General features: G+C 48.2%; 16 protein-coding genes. 1 reads left to right on the plus strand and 15 read right to left on the minus strand.

Features of this window, described 5'->3' with window-relative positions; translation table 11 throughout:
- Positions 1-5: 5 nt before the first annotated feature.
- The 15 genes from AB7D94_RS03230 to AB7D94_RS03300 form a co-directional block, all read right to left on the minus strand.
- Entirely contained in the window at positions 6-2,966 is a 2,961-nt protein-coding gene (locus AB7D94_RS03230) for a PAS domain-containing sensor histidine kinase (protein ID WP_420264288.1), read from the minus strand.
- A gap of 617 nt (positions 2,967-3,583) precedes the next feature.
- Positions 3,584-3,808, minus strand: coding sequence for a type II toxin-antitoxin system HicB family antitoxin (locus AB7D94_RS03235; RefSeq protein WP_420264289.1), 225 nt, complete (start codon positions 3,806-3,808; stop codon positions 3,584-3,586).
- Positions 3,808-4,059, minus strand: a complete 252-nt coding sequence (locus AB7D94_RS03240) for a type II toxin-antitoxin system HicA family toxin (protein WP_420264290.1) — start codon at positions 4,057-4,059, stop codon at positions 3,808-3,810. The genes AB7D94_RS03235 and AB7D94_RS03240 overlap by 1 nt, the downstream gene beginning before the upstream one ends.
- A gap of 166 nt (positions 4,060-4,225) precedes the next feature.
- The gene (locus AB7D94_RS03245) at positions 4,226-4,873 is read right to left on the minus strand and encodes a cytochrome b N-terminal domain-containing protein (RefSeq protein ID WP_420264291.1); all 648 of its coding nucleotides are present in this window, start codon (positions 4,871-4,873) and stop codon (positions 4,226-4,228) included.
- Entirely contained in the window at positions 4,873-5,337 is a 465-nt protein-coding gene (locus tag AB7D94_RS03250; protein ID WP_420264292.1) for a Rieske (2Fe-2S) protein, read from the minus strand. The genes AB7D94_RS03245 and AB7D94_RS03250 overlap by 1 nt, the downstream gene beginning before the upstream one ends.
- A gap of 39 nt (positions 5,338-5,376) precedes the next feature.
- Positions 5,377-5,661 carry an HU family DNA-binding protein gene (locus AB7D94_RS03255; RefSeq protein ID WP_420264293.1) on the minus strand — a complete coding sequence of 95 codons (285 nt, stop codon included), beginning with the start codon at positions 5,659-5,661 and terminating at the stop codon, positions 5,377-5,379.
- A 9-nt stretch (positions 5,662-5,670) separates the two neighbouring features.
- A complete protein-coding gene (sppA, locus tag AB7D94_RS03260; RefSeq protein ID WP_420264294.1) occupies positions 5,671-6,522 on the minus strand; it encodes a signal peptide peptidase SppA in 852 nt (283 codons plus the stop codon).
- Positions 6,522-8,141 (minus strand): 30S ribosomal protein S1, encoded by a 1,620-nt coding sequence (locus tag AB7D94_RS03265; RefSeq protein ID WP_420264295.1) that lies wholly within the window; start codon positions 8,139-8,141, stop codon positions 6,522-6,524. The genes sppA and AB7D94_RS03265 overlap by 1 nt, the downstream gene beginning before the upstream one ends.
- Positions 8,125-8,976 carry a 4-hydroxy-3-methylbut-2-enyl diphosphate reductase gene (gene ispH, locus AB7D94_RS03270; RefSeq protein WP_420264296.1) on the minus strand — a complete coding sequence of 284 codons (852 nt, stop codon included), beginning with the start codon at positions 8,974-8,976 and terminating at the stop codon, positions 8,125-8,127. Before ispH ends, AB7D94_RS03265 begins: the two co-directional genes overlap by 17 nt.
- Positions 8,977-9,216: 240 nt before the next feature.
- On the minus strand, positions 9,217-9,888 hold the full coding sequence (cmk, locus tag AB7D94_RS03275) for a (d)CMP kinase (RefSeq protein ID WP_420264297.1): 672 nt from the start codon (positions 9,886-9,888) through the stop codon (positions 9,217-9,219).
- Positions 9,885-12,026: a 3-phosphoshikimate 1-carboxyvinyltransferase gene (aroA, locus tag AB7D94_RS03280; RefSeq protein ID WP_420264298.1), complete on the minus strand. Its 2,142-nt coding sequence runs from the start codon at positions 12,024-12,026 to the stop codon at positions 9,885-9,887. Before aroA ends, cmk begins: the two co-directional genes overlap by 4 nt.
- Before the next feature lie 19 nt (positions 12,027-12,045).
- Positions 12,046-13,071 (minus strand): 3-deoxy-7-phosphoheptulonate synthase, encoded by a 1,026-nt coding sequence (aroF, locus tag AB7D94_RS03285; protein WP_420264299.1) that lies wholly within the window; start codon positions 13,069-13,071, stop codon positions 12,046-12,048.
- Positions 13,072-14,157 (minus strand): histidinol-phosphate transaminase, encoded by a 1,086-nt coding sequence (gene hisC, locus AB7D94_RS03290; protein ID WP_420264300.1) that lies wholly within the window; start codon positions 14,155-14,157, stop codon positions 13,072-13,074.
- 71 nt (positions 14,158-14,228) lie between these two features.
- Positions 14,229-15,347 carry a prephenate dehydratase gene (pheA, locus tag AB7D94_RS03295; protein WP_420264301.1) on the minus strand — a complete coding sequence of 373 codons (1,119 nt, stop codon included), beginning with the start codon at positions 15,345-15,347 and terminating at the stop codon, positions 14,229-14,231.
- A gap of 202 nt (positions 15,348-15,549) precedes the next feature.
- Positions 15,550-17,148 (minus strand): FAD-dependent oxidoreductase, encoded by a 1,599-nt coding sequence (locus tag AB7D94_RS03300; RefSeq protein WP_420264302.1) that lies wholly within the window; start codon positions 17,146-17,148, stop codon positions 15,550-15,552.
- Between the two features lie 245 nt (positions 17,149-17,393).
- Here AB7D94_RS03300 and AB7D94_RS03305 point away from each other — a divergent pair, with 245 nt between their 5' ends.
- Positions 17,394-17,522, plus strand: coding sequence for a hypothetical protein (locus tag AB7D94_RS03305; RefSeq protein WP_420264303.1), 129 nt, complete (start codon positions 17,394-17,396; stop codon positions 17,520-17,522).
- The last annotated feature ends 83 nt before the right edge of the window (positions 17,523-17,605 follow it).

The raw sequence follows: 17,605 nt of genomic DNA on the forward strand, positions 1-17,605 counted from the left end.
TCCTTTTATTTGTTGTGATTTTCAAAGTTAATGATAAACTTACTTCCGAGTGTATTGTCAAGTTCTATCGTGCCTCCGATTTGTTTGACAAGCAGGTTCACTATGTGCAGGCCCAGACTCTTTGTATTTTTGAAATCCACGCCTTCAGGGAACCCCACACCGTTGTCTGCAATTACCATCTCATATTTGCCGTCGTCTGTGGCGGCAATCGAGATAGTGATAACGCCGCTTGTCTTATCAGGGAAGGCATATTTCAGGATATTTGTAAAGAGTTCATTTATAATCAACCCGCATGGAACAGCGACGTCTACGCCAATTACGGCATGTTCCACGTCAAGGGCTAACTTAATGGTGTCTTTGTCAACGCCGAAAGAGCTGAACAGTTCGTTTGAAAGCTCTGATACGTATTTCTTTAAATCTACCTCGGCAAGCCCTTTTGAGCGATAGAGTTTTTCGTGAACCAGGGCGATAGATTTTATCCTGTCCCGTGTTTCAGTAAACATAGCCCGATAGGTCTCATTCTCGACGTAATTGAGTTGAAGGCCGACAAGTCCGGCCACTATCTGCAGGTTGTTCTTGACGCGGTGATGGACTTCCCGCATGAGTACCTCTTTCTCCTTGATAGAACTCAATAGATCATTTTCATATTTCTTACGCAGCGTGACATCGTCTGCGTACAGGGCCACGCCGCTGACTTTATTGTTATCGTTAAAAACAGGATAAAAATTGGTTGAAAAATTAATTTCGTTCCGTGTATCCTCAAAGCTCACAGGCCTTCCAGTGCTTATAACTTCATTGAAGTGTCTGTTCCTTGATTCAAAAAGGGCCGGGTTGAGAATGTCCTTCAGGCTTTTTCCAACAATCTCGCTGCTGTCCTTGTTGAAACGCCTTGCGAATGTATCGTTTACCGTGATAAATACACCGTCTCTACTCATCAACGCAACGCTTTCCGTAATGGAGTTCATGAGCGCCGACATGTTCTGTTCAGCAGCGCGGCAGGCCTCCTCAATCGCCTTTTTCTCTGTAATGTCGCGTAACGTTCCAATCATCGCAATAGGCTTGCCGTCGGTATTGTTAAACAGGGTCGCTGCCAGCCATCCCAAATAAGTCGTGCCGTCTTTCTTTTCGCATAAAATCTCCCCCTCCCATGCCCCTTTGAAATAGATAGCGGGTATTATCACATTTTTCGCAAAGTCCCTGTCTTTTAGTAAATTAACCACATCCATGCCGACACTCTCCACGAAGGAATAGCCGGTCATTTTGGCTGCTGCCTTGTTAGCATAGATTATCTTCCCTGCCATATCGGCTATATGCACATTGTCAATAGTCTCTTCTATCGCCTGTGAAAACAGCCGCAAGTCATTCTCCATCAGCTTACGGGCGGTTATATCCCGGAATATTTCCAGCTTAGAAATACTGCCGTCCTGATTTGTTAAAGGCGTGTCAATTATATCATAGGTCTTGCCTGTCGAAGGCATGGTAAGTTCCCAGCGTACCGTCTTTTTTTCCTGAAATACCTCCTCGTTTCTGCACCACGGACAAGCCGAATTAAGGCCGTGGAAATAAGAGAAGCACTTTAAATCTTTGTAAGGACCAAACTCCTTGATGACTAATGGGTTTGCGTATTCTATTTTATGCTCATGGTTTACGATATAGATACCATCCTGCATACTGTTCAATATGTTTTGTAATTTATTTTTTTCGTAAGCAAGCGCCTTCTCCGCCAACTTACGTTCAGTGATGTCATAACCGTAGAGATTTACGTAGTCCATGTCCTGTATAGGCGCGACGGTAAAGTGAAACACCCTTCCGTCTACTGGTATTTCAATACTTTTCACCTGTCTGGAGTCTAACGCGCCAGTAATTAGGTCGCGCCACTTTGCACCAGCAGTAAAACTATCGCCGTCGTAATGAAATCCTAAATTGGCAAGCATTAATTTGCTTGCGTTATTGATATAGGTAACATTCAGTTCCCTGTCAATACGTATCACAGGGAATGGATTATCATTGGGGAACCTTGCTATGCTTTTTGTTTCCTCTTCGGCCTGTTTGCGCTGATCGTCTATTTTATTCAGATATATGGATGTGTGCAAAACTATGCCGATTAGTATAAACATTAAAAGTATATCGTCAATCGCCAATGTATGGTTTACGCCATAAAGGCCTGCCATTTGGCCTGATACAAGGATTATATCTATCAACAACGGAGTTAGCAGCGTGGCAATTAAGAGACGGCGCGCCATTACGCTGCCGATGCTGTCTTTAACGAGAAAAATCATTATTCCTTTGTCGGGACGAGCGGTAAGGATTCCGATAGATGCCATTAAAAACGCGATTGCCGTGTGTAATGCCATGGCATTATAGAGGGATAGCGTATATATTGATGCAATACCATAAACATAACCCATAAGAGATGTTAAGGCAATCAGTCCCATGACAATTGCGATAAATTGCGACGATCTAAGTCTCCAGCGCACTTCGACATCTATCAGAAACAGGGCAATTCCAATCAGCACAAAATCTACCGCCGTAAAGGGAGCCATTCTGCCCGCGTTTGACGTTATAGCCGCGTTAGGTATATCCACAACCAGCGCCTGATCAATCCCGATGTCCAGATTAAAAAGATATTCAAATAGTGTGAGAAGCCCTATTAAAGCAATTACTGAGGCACATGACCTGGAAATAAGCCGCGTCCGGCTTGAGGCTCTTTTGGTTTGTATAAACCACAACGACAGCCCTGTCAAGACAAACGCGACAGCGGCGTTGGCCTTCATCTGTATCGGGCTGAAATAGAGTATCTTTAAGATTTCAACGTTAAACACCCAGCCGACGATGACCAAAACACCGGTGCCAAAGACGAAAACAGAGGCAATGCCTGAGACAGACCTGAACAAATCTGCTGCGGACGCCGAGATAATCGGGCTGCCAGGGCGTACAGCTTTCGTATCGGCGACACCTGATGTCATATTAGCGACCTCCCTTGGGTGATAATAGTGTAACACAAAGATAGGAAAATAGCAAAGATTCGGGGCACCGGAGTACCTAAGCAGGGCAAACGTATTAGAGATTGCCTCCCTTATTTTTGTCATTCCGGTATTTTTGTCACCGCCCTTATTTTTGTCATTCCGGCTTGTCCGGAATCTGTCCTTATGCCTCAGAATATGCACAATCATCATGAAACTCCCACTAAAGGGAAGATTCCAGACAAGCCGGAATGACGGCAAGGGACAAGCCGGAATGACAGACAAAGAAAAGAACAGTCTGGAAATCATTGCAACTTCCCATGAAAACTTGTTTTTTTCGTTAGAACAAATTTGCCTTGTGGTAGAGGGTGCCAGAGGGTGAAAGACATGACAGCTTTTTGCTATAATAAATCAGAACGTTATTTTTTTGATCCTAGGAGTATATATTAACCAATTAGATATTCAGTACATATCTGACGAGGCTGGAGAAGTTAAAGGGGGCATCGTGCCGATTAGCATATGGCGGCGTGAAATTGAGTCTGAGAAAGAAACGGCCTATCTCCTCAACAGCAAAACAATGAGGGAAGTGAGCGCTGGCCTATTATCCTTATCTTTCATGTTCAAGCTGACGCCGCCTGATAGATAACCGGCTTATATTCTGGCGATGGGATAGGCTTTCCCGCTGCCTGTGCAGCCTCAAGCCATAGTTTTTTGGCCTTTTGAACTTCATGCAATGCCTCATCAGGTGTCTCGCCAAATGCGGAACATGACTCAAGGTCGGGGATATCAGCGATGTATCCGTTGTCATCCTCCGAATAGAAAATATTTATATGATAATCGCGCATTACTCATCCTCCAGTTTAAGGTTATGTTGTTCAACCAGTTTCAGGAACTGGCGTATTTGATACGGTTTTGCCTGGCCTTTGACATTCTGAATGTTCACGAGTTCAGCAATATCAGGACAGACGAATATGTGGTGGCTGCCTTCAGTTCTTGATAGTACAAAACCGAAACCTCTAACAAGATTTACCATATCTGAGAATCTTATATTCTTAGAATTACCAATGATTTCTTTAAGCAATTTTCGTCTGTTCATATCTCATATCTTACTGGTTGAACCAGTTATTGTCAAGAACAACGATGACGTCGCAAAATAGAGACAGCGACCATTTGCGGCGCTTACGATGTTTTTTGAACATTAGACAAATAGGATTCTTTTGTCTGGTTTTTGATAAATTATTCACTTGTCTGTAACTTACGTATCACAACCTGCCCTTGATTCCCAGGCGCTTTACCATGTGAAAGTGTGCCCATAGCAGCACCGCCATTGTTACCGGTAGCCACAGGACGTGAAAGCTATAAAACCTGATAAGCGTACTGCCGCCGACATCCATGCCGCCGCGTATGAGGTACATCAGGTGTCTGCCCATCATGGGTATTGTTGCGGCCATAGATGTGCCTACCGTGGTTGCCCAGTAGCTCTTTTGGTCCCACGGCAGGAGGTATCCCGTAAATCCCGACGCGAACGCCGACACCAACGTCAGACATCCCACTATCCAGTTCAACTCCTTAGGTGATTTATATGCCCTTGATATGAACACCCTGATGGTATGGCAAAGGATGAACACAATTAACAGCGTGGCAGACCACTTGTGAACGCTGCGAATAAGCCACCCAAGATGGACTTCCCTCTGGATTGTCAAGACGCTTTCATAGGCCTCCATCTCCGAGGGAATGTAGTACAGGGAAAGCATCAGGCCGGTTATGAATAAAATCAGGTAAGACGTAAACGCGGCACCCCCAAGGCAGTAGAAATAACTAAGGCCGGGGGGCAGACGCCTCCTCAGAAACCCCTTATGGGGCGCCTTAATCCTGAACTTTTTGTCCAACCAGTCAAAGGCTTTGCCCATTATGCCGCCGCCGCTGCTGGTAACATAACGCCTATATATACCCTGCCATTTTCTATCTTCAGGGGCAGCCTTGCCAGAGGCCCTGGTGGCGGCCCTGATATGACCTTTCCACTGGCGTCGTACCTGCCGCCGTGACAGGGGCAGATGAATTCGTTTTTGTGCCTGTTATAGTTCACCAGACACCCCAGATGGGTACACACAGGGGAGAGGGCATAGACAGCGTTGTCGTCTTTGACTATGAATACGCCGACCGCCATTTCTCTTCCTTTTTGCGTATAACGGTATTCGGCGCGCTTCACACCCTTTTTAGGCAGTGCATCCTCGTCCATACAATCACAATACACCATTGCCCTCGACCTTAGTCCTGCCGGGTACATAAAATACGCGGCCACCGCCATAACACCCGTGACAAGCGCAGATATAACAACCTTGACAGTTCCTGTCAGAAAGTCTCTCCTTGTCATCAACGGCTCCGGGTGACCATAGCAAGGCGGCGGGAGAGTTTACCGCTTCTTGTTTATCAGCTCTCTGAGTTCTTTACCCATCTTGAAATGGAGTACATTTTTGGCGGGGACATCAACAATATCCCCTGTCTTGGGATTTCGTGCCTTGCGCGGGCTTCTCTTGGTCAATCTGAAGTTTCCAAAACCCCTGACTTCAATCTTCTCGCCCCTGGTCAGGGCATCTATGATGCTTTGGAAAAATGCCTCTACGATTATCTCTGTCTGCACACGCGTCAAACCCGGCGTCCTCTGCGTTACGAGTTCAATCAATTCTGATCTGGTCATACGCCCCCCTCAGTTTGTCATTAGGTAATTAAATTTATATAAAGGAAATACCTTTACAAAAAGATCACTCACAAGTTTATTAGAAAATAGTTCTGTAACTGAAAAATCGTCCTTCTTTGTGACTACGTTAGGTTGTCCCTTTATGCCGACAAGGGTGGCCGTCTCTTTGATTGCGTCTTGCAGGGTGCCGATTTTATCCACAAGCCCGGCCCTCAGCGCCTGGCGCCCTGTAAAAATCCTTCCATCGGCCAGTGCCTCCGCCTTCTCTAAGGGCATCTTTCTGCCGCTTGCAACAGCCTCTACGAACTGGCTGTGTATGTCGTTTAGCAATCCCTGAAACATTGCCCTCTCATCTGGTCCAAGCCCGTGGTATAATGAGCCCATATCCTTATATTTGGCACTCTTTACTACTTCCCTTGTTATGCCTATCTTATCCATCAGGGCGCTTATGTTGACAGTCTCCATATACGCCCCTATTGAGCCGGTAACGGTGGCGGCGTTGGCCATTATCTTTGTGGCGGGCGCGCTGATATAATATCCACCGGAGGCGGCCACAGCGCCCATTGATACTACCACCTTTTTGGTAGCGCTTGTCTTTTTTACCTCTTCATATATCTCCTGTGAGGGCACTACCGACCCTCCGGGGCTGTCAACGCTCAACACTATTGCCTTTATTGATGGGTCTTCCCTGTATTTCTTCAACTCTTTTACCGTCTCTTTTGAGGACAGTATTATCCCCTCCACCTTTATCAGGGCTATTTTCTCACCAAGAGGGATGCGTTTTCCAACCAGCGTCAGCGCGAGACTTACAACGGCGAGCAGGACAAACAGCCCTATAAAAAAGAAGACTATCTTTTTCATTACTCGTCTGTTGTCTCTTCGTTTGCCTTGTCCGGCGACTCATCACGGCGTCTCGAATCTGAAGTGGCAACCATGCTCAGCCCTATTTTTCGTTGTTCAAAATCCAGCTTGATTATCCTTGCCTGCACAATAGAGCCTTCCACATAGTCCTCCTCGGCGTTTTTGATTATCTCTGAGGCATAGACCAGCCCTTCCACGCTGTCCTCTATCTCCACGAACAGGCCGTATTCGCTTACCCTGAGCACCTTGCAACTGACGTCGCTGCCTATTTTAAATCTCTGCGGTATCTCGGTTGTCCATGGATCGGGCTTCAACTGCTTTACTCCGAGGAGCATCCGCTTTTTCTCCGGCTCAAGGCTCAACACAACGGCCTCCACCTTTTGCCGTAGTTTAAACACCTCAGACGGGTGCTTTATGTGCTTTGTCCAGAATATATCAGATATGTGAATCAGGGCGTCTATCCCCTCCGGCATTCCGACAAACACACCAAAATCTGTTATCGTCCTGACCTTGCCAGAGACCTTTTGCCCTACCGCGTAGCGCTCGGCTACAAGTTCCCACGGCTTAGGCTTGAGCTGTTTAATGCCAAGCGATATGCGCCTTTGATTGTTCTCTATTTTCAGGACGGCCACATCAACTGAGTCGCCTATCTCCAGATACTTCGATGGATGCCCCGGCCGTGCTGACCAATCAAGCTCTGACACATGCACAAGCCCCTCCACACCCTCCTCCAGCTCGATAAACGCGCCGTAGTCGGTTATGCCTACGACCTTGCCCGTGACCAGCTTTCCCTCGGTATACCTGGTCTCTATATCAAGCCACGGGTCAGACTTCTTCTGCTTGTAGCCAAGCGTAACCTTTTCCGAGTCCTGGTCATATTTCAGCACAAGCACTTCCACCTCGTCCCCAACGTTGAAGTAATCAGTCGGGTGGTTTATCCTGCCCCATGATATGTCTGATATGTGTAAGAGGCCGTCTATCTCGCCTAAATCTATAAAGACCCCGTAGTCGGTTACGTTTTTCACCGCGCCTTTTACTACCACGCCCTCTTTGATATTTGACAGGGTCTGGGTTTTTTTCTTTTTCTTTTCCTCTTCTATTACCGCGCGCCTTGATACTATTACGTTATTCAATTTGTTGTTCAGCTTTAGCACCTTGAAGCGGCACTGCTGCCCTACGACATCGTCGGCTGCCCTTAGTGGCCTGACATCGTAGTGAGAGCCGGGCAGAAATGCCTTCACGCCCGCCACATCAACAAAGAACCCACCCTTTGTCCTTTCCACTATCTTACCCTCTATGATTGCGCCCTCGTCAAAGGACTGCTGCAACATTTTTTGTGTCTTCAGTATCTTGGCCCTGCTCTTAGACAGTGTTATGGTCCCTTCAGAGTCCCTTATCGAGGACACAAGTACCTCTATGTCGCTGCCTTCTTTCAGCTCATCAAGCTCTTCCTGCGTAAAATCGTCAATCGGAATAAATCCCTCCGATTTATAGCCTATGTCAACGACAATGGCGTCGGACTTTTTTGATATGACCTTGCCGGTCATTATCATACCGGACTCGATGCTTCGAAATGTCCCTGCGTACAGTTGTTCCAGATCGCTATTTTGAACTTCCATTACCTGTCTTGCCCCCTATATGATTAATTCTTTCTATTATCTCCTGTATTATCCAATCGGGCGTCGAAGCACCCGCGGTTATTCCGACATGAGCGACTCCGTCAAACCAATGCTGCTGCAGCTCCAGGGCCGTCTCTATGTGATATGTACATACCCCCAGAGACACGCAATGGTTGGCCAATTGCGTCGTATTGGCGCTGTTCTTGCCGCCGGCTATTATCATTATATCCACATCGCCTGACATCTCATTCGTCTCTTTCAATCTCAATGCCGTTGAGTTACATATGGTATTATACACTTTAATCTCTTTTATTTTATCTACTATGTTTGAAAGCAGCCTTTTTAGGGCATCCACAGGTTGTGTCGTCTGCACTACCACGCCGACACGGGGTTTCAGCCCTTCAGGGGTTTCTCCATCTTTTACTACGGAGACATCCGCCCCCGCGTAACTCATTATGGATTTCACCTCAGGGTGGTGCTTGTCGCCAAGCACTATAACCTGATAACCTTCCTCTCTTAACAGTTTAGCATATTGCTGTGCCTTTTTTACAAAGGGACATGTCGCGTCTATTATTTCTATCCCCATCGCCTGTATTTTTTCATAGGTCTCTATGGGTATGCCGTGTGTCCTTATTATTATGGCCTTCATGTCCTCGGTCGGCTCCTCCACATCCTCTATCCCCCGTTCCTTTAACTTCGCCACTACCTGGGGGTTGTGGATTATCGGGCCTAACGTATAAACGCCGTTCTTGCTGGAGGCCATGTCAAACGCCATGTTCACCGCCCTCTTTACGCCGAAACAAAAACCGGCCATTTTCGCCACTGTTATGGTCATATTCTCTCACTCCGCGACAGAAAATTGTATCCACGACAAAAAATTGTATCCACCCTGCTTGTCTTGTCGTCATTCCGGCTTGTCCGGAATCTGTCTCTCCACGACATCCTCAAGCCAAATAAGATTCTGGACAAGCCGGAATGACAGACTACGGGTAAATCCACTATTCCTTGGTTAGAAAGCTCAGTTAGAAATGTCGTGGAGTGAGTCATATCCTATAAAATACCTTCAATATCTCTTTCATAACTCCCTCATAATCCTCTCTAATGTCTCCTCTATGGAGAGATTTGTAGTGTCTATTTCTATGGCACCGGGGGCCTTAGTAAGCGGCGCGATTGCCCTTTTCGTGTCGCGGTCATCCCTTGAGGCAACATCCGATTGGGCAGTTGACAGCGTTACGCCAGCATTTTTTTTTCTTAACTGGGCATACCTTCTTTGGGCGCGCGTAGGCTCATCCGCTGTTACATAAAACTTCCTCCACGCCTCAGGAAACACGACAGTTGCCATATCCCTGCCTTCGGCAACTATGCCGCCTGAGCCGTTTGTGCCGCCGACATTCCTCTGTATCTCAAGGAGAAAGTCTCTCACAGGCTTCATTGCTGAAAACACGCTGGAGTAATGCCCTGCCTCCGGTGTCCTGATTTCCTCTGATACGTCCTTGCCGTCAAGATATACAACCCCATTTTTAAACTCTATTAATGTGCCGCGCAAGACAGAGGACAGCAAGTCGTCGCCTGAGTCTTCACTGACTCCGGCGCTGACCAGTTTAATCGCCGCAGCCCTGTAAAGGGCACCCGTGTCCAGATAATCAAACCCCATGAGCGCGGCAAGCGCCCGTGCCACAGTGCTCTTGCCTGAGCCAGCCGGGCCGTCTATCGCGATTACTTTTCCCTTGCCGTTTGTGTTTGTCAACGTGTAAGCCTCTTAAGTGTATCGTAAAACTCGGGGTATGAGATATTCACCGCGTCAGAGCCGTGGACTACCGATTCCCCTTCCGCTGCGATGGCCGCAATTGAAAGCGCCATAGCAATTCTATGGTCGCCGTAACTTTGCAACTGGTTACTGCCTTTAAGGTTAACAGGGCCTTCGATTGCCACCCCGTCTTCGTATTCCTCTATCTTCGCGCCCATCTTTCGTAGTTCTGTAACAATGGCTGATATTCTGTCCGATTCTTTTACCCTCAGCTCATGCGCGCCTCTTATCTCTGTCACGCCGGTGGCGCGCGTTGCCAGCACACAGAGAATTGGAAACTCGTCTATCATGGATGGGATGTCTTCTTTTGTCAATGTTATGGGCAGGAGCTTATCTGTGTATTTGCAAAGCAGACTGCCAACCGGCTCACCGGAGACCTCTCTCTCATCAAGAGCCTTCACATCCGCGCCCATCTTTTTTATTATGTCTATAAAACCGGTTCGCGTGGGGTTTAGTCCGACGTCTTTGATGAGCAGCCCGGAGCCTTCCACCATCAGCGCACCGGCAATGAAAAAGGCCGCAGAGGAAATATCGCCGGGTACTACCATGTCGCGCGGATAAAGTTCAGTGCCTCCTTTGACAGTTACCCTGAGGCCGTTTATGCCCACATCCACCCCGTATGCTTTAAGCATTCTCTCTGTATGGTCGCGGGATTTTACCGGCTCTACCACTGTTGTCTCACCACCGGCAAGGAGCCCGGCCAGCAGGACGGCAGATTTGACCTGTGCCGAGGCTATCGGCATTTCATATGTTATCCCCCTAAGATGGCCTCCGCTTATTGCCATGGGGAGGTTGCTCTTAACGCCGCTAGCCTTGATTGAGGCACCCATTTTCTCAAGCGGCACTATTACTCTGCCCATTGGCCTACTGCTCAGGGATTTATCACCGGTCAAAACTGAAAAAAACTTACTGCCGGCAAGCAGCCCACAGAGCAATCTCGCCGTGGTGCCGGAGTTGCCGCAGTCTATCATGCCTTGTGCCTCTTTAAGGCCGTGAAGTCCGCGCCCGGATATCAGCAACGAGCCGTCGGCCTCCTTATCTATGCCTATCCCTAACGCGGCAAAGGCGGCTATTGTGGAGTGAGTGTCGGCAGCCCTCAGGATATTCCCCACCCTTGACCTGCCATTGGCCAGTGATGAGAAAAACACCGCCCTGTGTGATACGGATTTATCAGGGGGAGGCATCATCTCTCCCCTTAGCGCCTTAGTATTATTCAATGTCACGATATTTGTTTTCAATTTTCTTCGCACATCGCCCGATTTCTTAAACTCTTCTGTCAGCGATGCCTCGTTTGAATTCTCTATATCTTCTATCATCTGTTCAATCTGCTGTTTATAGGCATTTAAGTGCTTGAGTATATTTTCTTTATTTAATATGCAAATATCCCGCCATATCTCCGCCGAACTCATAGCGATGCGTGTGGTATCCATAAAGCCCGGCCCTGAGTAACCGAAATACTCCGGGTTTATCTCCTGCACGGCATTGACGAGGGCATATGCCGCGATATGCGGCAGATGGCTGATGGAGGACAATATCTCATCGTGCATTTCGGGTGTGAGTTCCTCTACTTTGCAGCCAAAGAGTTTCCACATGGCGGTTATCGTCTGGCAGGCAGTCTTATCGGTGTTAATCGTAGGAGTTATTATGCACTTAGCCCCCATGAAGATGTCGGGGTTTGCCGCGTCTATGCCGGACTTGTCGTTGCCGGCTATGGGATGGGCACCAACGAAGGCCACACCCTCTGGCATGGCGGCCTCCATTTCATAAACCAGTGCGCCCTTTACGCTTCCAACGTCAGTGACTATCGCACCGGCCTTCAGATAAGGGGAAATCCCACCGGCTATTGCCATAAACGCGCGCACAGGGGCGGCAAACACTACGAGGTCGGCCCCCTCGGACAGGTCATTCAGATTAAGCGCGTACTCGTCTATTATGCCCATTGAGAGGGCATTTTTCAGATTCGCCTCATTCCTTCCGAAACCGCATATCCTCCTCGTGATTCCATGCCTTTTCATGGCGAGGGCCACCGTCGCCCCTATCAGGCCGACGCCGATTATCGCCGTTTTTTCAAAAAACAATCCTTCCTCACATATATCTCTATATTTCCCTTCCTACGGCGGTAGCCACCAGCCGTAAACTCTTCACCAAATCGTTAAACACATCGGGCTTCAGCGACTGCTCACCATCGGAGCACGCCTCCTCCGGCTTCGTATGCACCTCTATCAAAAGACCGTCGGCACCCGCCGCCACCGCGGCCAGCGACATCGGTTTCACTAAGTCCCATCTGCCTACGGCATGTGACGGGTCAACTATGACGGGCAGGTGGGTCAGTTGTTTCAACACGGGAACGGCGCTTAGGTCAAGCGTGTTTCTTGTTGCCGTCTCAAACGTCCTTACCCCGCGTTCACAGAGTATTACCTTGTGGTTGCCCCTTGACATTATGTATTCGGCGGCCATCAGCCATTCTTTTATTGTTGCCGCAAGGCCGCGTTTTAGCAGCACCGGTTTGTCAACCATGCCGACTTCAAGCAGCAGCCTGAAGTTTTGCATATTGCGCGTCCCTATCTGGATTATGTCCGTGTATTTGAGCATCAGGGTCAAATCCCGTGGGTCCATCAACTCTGTAACGATGGGCATTCCGGTGAGTTTCTTTGCCTCAAGCAGTATCTGTAGCCCCTCCTCGCCCATGCCCTGAAATGTATAGGGCGATGTGCGCGGCTTAAAAGCCCCGCCTCTGACAAAGGACGCCCCGCCTTCTTTGACCTTCTGCGCTATTGACAGCAGGATATCGCGGCCTTCTATTGCGCACGGCCCGGCTATTATGTGTATCCTGTTTCCGCCGATTTTCAGGCCGTCAACATCTATTACCGTGTTTTCCTTTTTGAAATCCCGGCTTGCCAGCTTATACGGTTTTACTATCCTCATCACCTCATCAACACCTGACATCGCCCTCACAGAGTCAACTTCCTCCTCAGATATCTTCGACGTATCGCCGATTACACCGATAATCGTCCTTTCGGTGCCTTTTGATACGTTGAGCGCAAGCCCTTTCTGCTCGAGCCGCTTCTGTATGTTATCTATCTCGTCCTGCGAGGCCGATTTTTTTAACACTACTATGTCCATCTATAATACCTCCTTAAGTGTGCGAATAAACTCTTCATTTTCTGGCGGCAGACCGATTGTTACCCTAATAGTGGTAGTGTCTGCCAAACCCATAGGCCGTATAATCATGCCCAGCTTCAATAACCTATTATATATTTCCATTGCATTTTTTTTTAAGTCCATATAGATAAAATTTGTGTGAGACGGGACAAAATCTATCCCAAGCGCCTTCAGCTCCTTGTGGAGCCAGGCCATGCCCCGGGCGTTTATCTCAACGGCGCGCCTGACGTGTTGCACATCTTTGAGGGCGGCGATGGCAGCCATTTGCGCCAATGTCGAGGTATTAAACGGTTCGCGTATTTTGTTCATAGCCCCGGTTATCGTCTTATTCGCTATGCCATAGCCTATTCGAAGGCCGGCAAGCCCATATGCCTTTGAAAACGTCCTCAGAATAAGAATATCCTTGCCGTCTCTGAAATAATCCATAGAATCTGGATACGACGCACTGTCAGCGGCATACTCATAATATGCCTCGTCCATTATGACCAGGATATTATCGGGCAGCCCCGCGAAGAACTGCCCAAGCTCATCCTTCGTTACAATTGTCCCCGTAGGGTTGTTTGGATTGGCTATACAGATTATTTTTGTCTTGCTTGTGATTTTGTCTGCCATGCCCTTTAAGTCAAGCCGGTAGTCCTTTGTAAGGGGTACCTGCACGGGAAGTCCGCCGGACTTTGCCGAGGAAATATAGTAAACAACAAACGAGGGAGACCCCATTATTGTCTCATCCCCCGGTGTCTGAAACGCCCTGATGGCAATATCAATAAGTTCGTTTGAGCCTTGTCCTACGATAACCTCTTCAATATCAACGCCGTGAACCTTTGCCAACGCTGACCTAAGCGCATAGGCCCCGCCGTCGGGGTATCTGTGGAGTGTGCCGGTATGTTTAGCAATCTCGTCAATTGCAAGCGGCGACGGCCCAAGGGGGTTTTCGTTTGACGCGAGCTTCACAGAGCCGCTTATGCCAAGCTCCCTCTCCAGCTCTTCGATAGGTTTGCCAGGCACATATGGCGTTATTTTATCAACATATTGCGGTACTTTAAGCAAAGTCTTTTCTTACCTCCAGACATGTCTCCCACCTCTTTGAGGGCAACTGGGCTGATAGGATGGCCAGGGATTTACCTTTCAATGGTCTCCATGTGGGGATACGAACCCAGAATTTTAAGATATACGCTGTGTTTTCTAACATCATCAAGGGCTTTTTTCACCTTCTTATCTTCAATATGTCCTTCCATATCGGCGAAGAATATATAATCCCATGCCTTTTTCTTCGACGGCCTGGATTCTATGCGTGTGAGATTAATTTTTTGTTTCTTAAACGGGGTCAGTATCTCGTAAAGTGAGCCGGGCTGGTCTTTTGCGGTAAACATAATTAATGTCATGTCGTTGCCGGTGCTGCCCTGGGCCTCTTTAGAGATAACGAGAAATCTTGTAACATTGTCTTTTACGTTTGCGATGCCTTTTTCAATGATATTCAGGTCGTATATTTTAGCGGCCAGCTCGCTGCCAATAGCCGCCACACCCTTTTCCTCTGCCGCGATTGCGGCGGCCTGGGATGTGCTGCCGGCCTCAAATATTGGCACGCCAAGCATATTCCTTTCAAGCCACTTGCGGCACTGCGCTATGACCTGGGGATGGGAGTATATCTTTTTTATCTCTCCGTCGGTGGATTTTAACAACAGATGGTGGTTTATAGACAGAAGTATCTCGGCGTACACCTTTAAATTATAGTCAACGAACATATCAAGGGTATAGTTAACCGCGCCTTCGTTTGAGTTTTCGATTGGCACAACTCCGAAGCTGCACTTGCCGGATTCCACCACCTCAAAAACCTCCCTGATGCTGTCCGCGGAGATGTACTTGCATGTGGAGCTGAAGTATTTCAGGGCGGCCTGATGGGTGTATGTTGCCTGAGGCCCCAGATAGGCGACTGTCACAGGATGTTCAAGGGACAAGGTGGCGCAGAATATCTCCTTAAAGATAGTCTTTATCGCGTCGTTGGGGAAGGAGCCGGTATTGAGCTTTTGCAACCTCTCAATCAGTTCCATCTCTTTACTGGGGTTAAAGAGCGCCCTGGTATCCTCGCCGACATCGGTGGCGGCACTGGTTATCTCCGCGACCGCCTCGACGCGCCTGTTGAGCAGGGCGATTATCTGCTCGTCTATCTCATCCAGCTTTACCCGATTTGGATCAGGCAAGCCATGTTCTTTATCAGTATCCGGTTTAATTGGCCACATATTATTTTATCCTGATTTATCCATCCCACCTGATTATTTTATGCCACCTAATTATTTTATGCCACCGTGCAAATTATCTGAGTGCCGCAAATGTATCAATTCTATAAGCTAACAGATTAGGCGGCTTTTATTCAACCATTTTTTTTGTTACAGGCGAAAAATATTATGGGGAAAGTGATTTCTTCATATCACTCTGCCCAAACTACGCAATGTCCTTACGCTTGTAGATGATACTTTCGAATGCCTCCCGCAGGACCGGGACATTTGTAAAGAGCGCCTTAAACGCCTTTCTCTCAACGGTGAGAACATCCACGGCGGTCACGGTTCGCACGGAGGCGCTTCGGGGTTTATCGTACATCAGGGCGCCTTCGCCGAAGCAGTCTCCGATTGTGAGAACACCGATAGGGTTTTGGGTTGTGCCTTTTAGTACCTCCGCGTCGCCGCTTAATATAACAAACACCTTGTCGCCGGGGTCGCCCTCGTTGAATATCATCTCACCCGGTTCGAAGTGCATTTTAGATATATTTTCCGTGGGGTCTAAGTTGATGTTAACGATATCAGGGGGGACGACGAAATCCAGTATCCAGTCGAAGGCCACGCGAATTTTTCTGACAGTGCCGGGCAGTTTTGACCAATAAACGAATCTCCACATCATCCAGCCTATAAGCCCTGAGACCTTAAAGCCGAGGACTACGCCGGCGGCGGAGTGATGTCCCAGGGCGCTCATCATACCGAGGTCCTTGAATGAGAAGGGCTGTTTGGGACGGTTATCAATTTCGGCTATTATATTATGGGCGAGGCGTTTGCCTTCGCGGACGGCGAATTGTGCCGTTGGTGGGCAGGGTTTATTCGTATTATTATCCATAATATACGCGCAGTCGCCGAGTGCCCAGATATCAGGCAGTTCTGAAACGGCAAGGTACTGGTTTACAATGATTCTGCCGCGTTCTTTTTTCAGGGGAAGCGCCTTCAATACCGCTCCTGGCGCGCCTCCTATAGTGGCCACGACGGTCTTAGTTGGAATTACTGTGGAGCCTTTCAGTACAGCCCCGTCGTCGGTTACGGCCTCTATGAACACGTTTAACCTTATATCAATTTTCTTTTTCTTCAGGATATTATATGCGTAATCACTTAAAGAGGGCGGGAATTCTGGCAATATCCTTTCATAGCCGTGCAGGAGGATCATTTTAATGTCATCGTCTTTGATATTATTGTATCTTCGTGCGGTGCCGCGCACATAGTCGTTCATTTCACCGATTGCCTCCACGCCGGAAAATCCCCCGCCGGCCACGACAAACGTGAGCATCCTGCGCCGTTTAGCGGTGTCTGTTTCTGTATCAGCCTGTTCAAGCATGGCAATGATATGATAGCGTAGTATGAGGGCGTCGGCGACGTTTTTGAAATGAAACCCGTGGTCGGAGAGTCCACGAACGATGGAGAAGTTATCTTCGAGTCCTAGGGCGAGGACGAGATGGTCGTAAGGGATTTCGTTTTTTACGGAGGATGAGTTGATGGATGTGATGACGACCTTTCTATCGAAATCAATATGTTCGACACCCTGAACAAAGAGATTGATACGTGGGCAGAGGTCCCGGATAGCGATGGAGACATCAAGTGGAGAGAGGCTGCCGGAGATGACCTCACCGAGCATAGGGGTGTAAACAGTGTAGTTTTCTTTGTTGACCATGGAGATTTCGATATCGCCAGAGGCGCGCCGGGCAATGGATTTAGAGAGTTCCATAGCGGTATAAATCCCGCCAAAGCCGCCGCCGAGAATAAGAATCCGAGTTTTAGAGTCCACAGCCACCGCAACCCCCGTCTCTATTACGTCATTTTACATATGAACACTCCGTACCATTGGAAGTCAATGGGTACAGCATTATATTTGTTGGGATTATAACATATATGGCGTTACAAATCCATTGCACGAATTGCCTCACGAAAAAACTACCGATATTGACACGGACATCATGGAAAGCGTATAATTAAGCATGGGAGCAGTGAGACCGTCTAAGACACACACAGCGGGGGAAGCGCTGCGGGTACATGGAAAACGCAAGAGGTCTGCTCAAGGCCGCCGCCATTGAAGACAATATCTACCTTGGCAAAAACCGGTTCGTGAAGCGTTCGGCACGGCCTACCTTGCCATTGTCGAAGCTCTTAACGAAGCCCTGATAAAGAAGGGTCTTACCGTCTGTTGTCTGGAATGACAGAAAGGGACAAGGATGGCAACAAACTAAGCAACTACCGCTTACTTA

Source organism: Candidatus Magnetominusculus dajiuhuensis, from assembly GCF_046044395.1.
Classification (GTDB): Bacteria; Nitrospirota; Thermodesulfovibrionia; order Thermodesulfovibrionales; family Magnetobacteriaceae; genus Magnetominusculus; species Magnetominusculus dajiuhuensis.

Excerpts from the sequence above, each read along its gene's own strand:
- AB7D94_RS03230 (WP_420264288.1), bottom strand. The coding sequence starts at position 2,966 with ATGACATCAGGTGTCGCCGATACGAAAGCTGTACGCCCTGGCAGCCCG.
- AB7D94_RS03235 (WP_420264289.1), bottom strand. The coding sequence starts at position 3,808 with ATGCGCGATTATCATATAAATATTTTCTATTCGGAGGATGACAACGGA.
- AB7D94_RS03240 (WP_420264290.1), bottom strand. The coding sequence starts at position 4,059 with ATGAACAGACGAAAATTGCTTAAAGAAATCATTGGTAATTCTAAGAAT.
- AB7D94_RS03245 (WP_420264291.1), bottom strand. The coding sequence starts at position 4,873 with ATGGGCAAAGCCTTTGACTGGTTGGACAAAAAGTTCAGGATTAAGGCG.
- AB7D94_RS03250 (WP_420264292.1), bottom strand. The coding sequence starts at position 5,337 with ATGACAAGGAGAGACTTTCTGACAGGAACTGTCAAGGTTGTTATATCT.
- AB7D94_RS03255 (WP_420264293.1), bottom strand. The coding sequence starts at position 5,661 with ATGACCAGATCAGAATTGATTGAACTCGTAACGCAGAGGACGCCGGGT.
- sppA (WP_420264294.1), bottom strand. The coding sequence starts at position 6,522 with ATGAAAAAGATAGTCTTCTTTTTTATAGGGCTGTTTGTCCTGCTCGCC.
- AB7D94_RS03265 (WP_420264295.1), bottom strand. The coding sequence starts at position 8,141 with ATGGAAGTTCAAAATAGCGATCTGGAACAACTGTACGCAGGGACATTT.
- ispH (WP_420264296.1), bottom strand. The coding sequence starts at position 8,976 with ATGACCATAACAGTGGCGAAAATGGCCGGTTTTTGTTTCGGCGTAAAG.
- aroF (WP_420264299.1), bottom strand. The coding sequence starts at position 13,071 with ATGGACATAGTAGTGTTAAAAAAATCGGCCTCGCAGGACGAGATAGAT.
- pheA (WP_420264301.1), bottom strand. The coding sequence starts at position 15,347 with ATGTGGCCAATTAAACCGGATACTGATAAAGAACATGGCTTGCCTGAT.
- AB7D94_RS03305 (WP_420264303.1), top strand. The coding sequence starts at position 17,394 with ATGGAAAACGCAAGAGGTCTGCTCAAGGCCGCCGCCATTGAAGACAAT.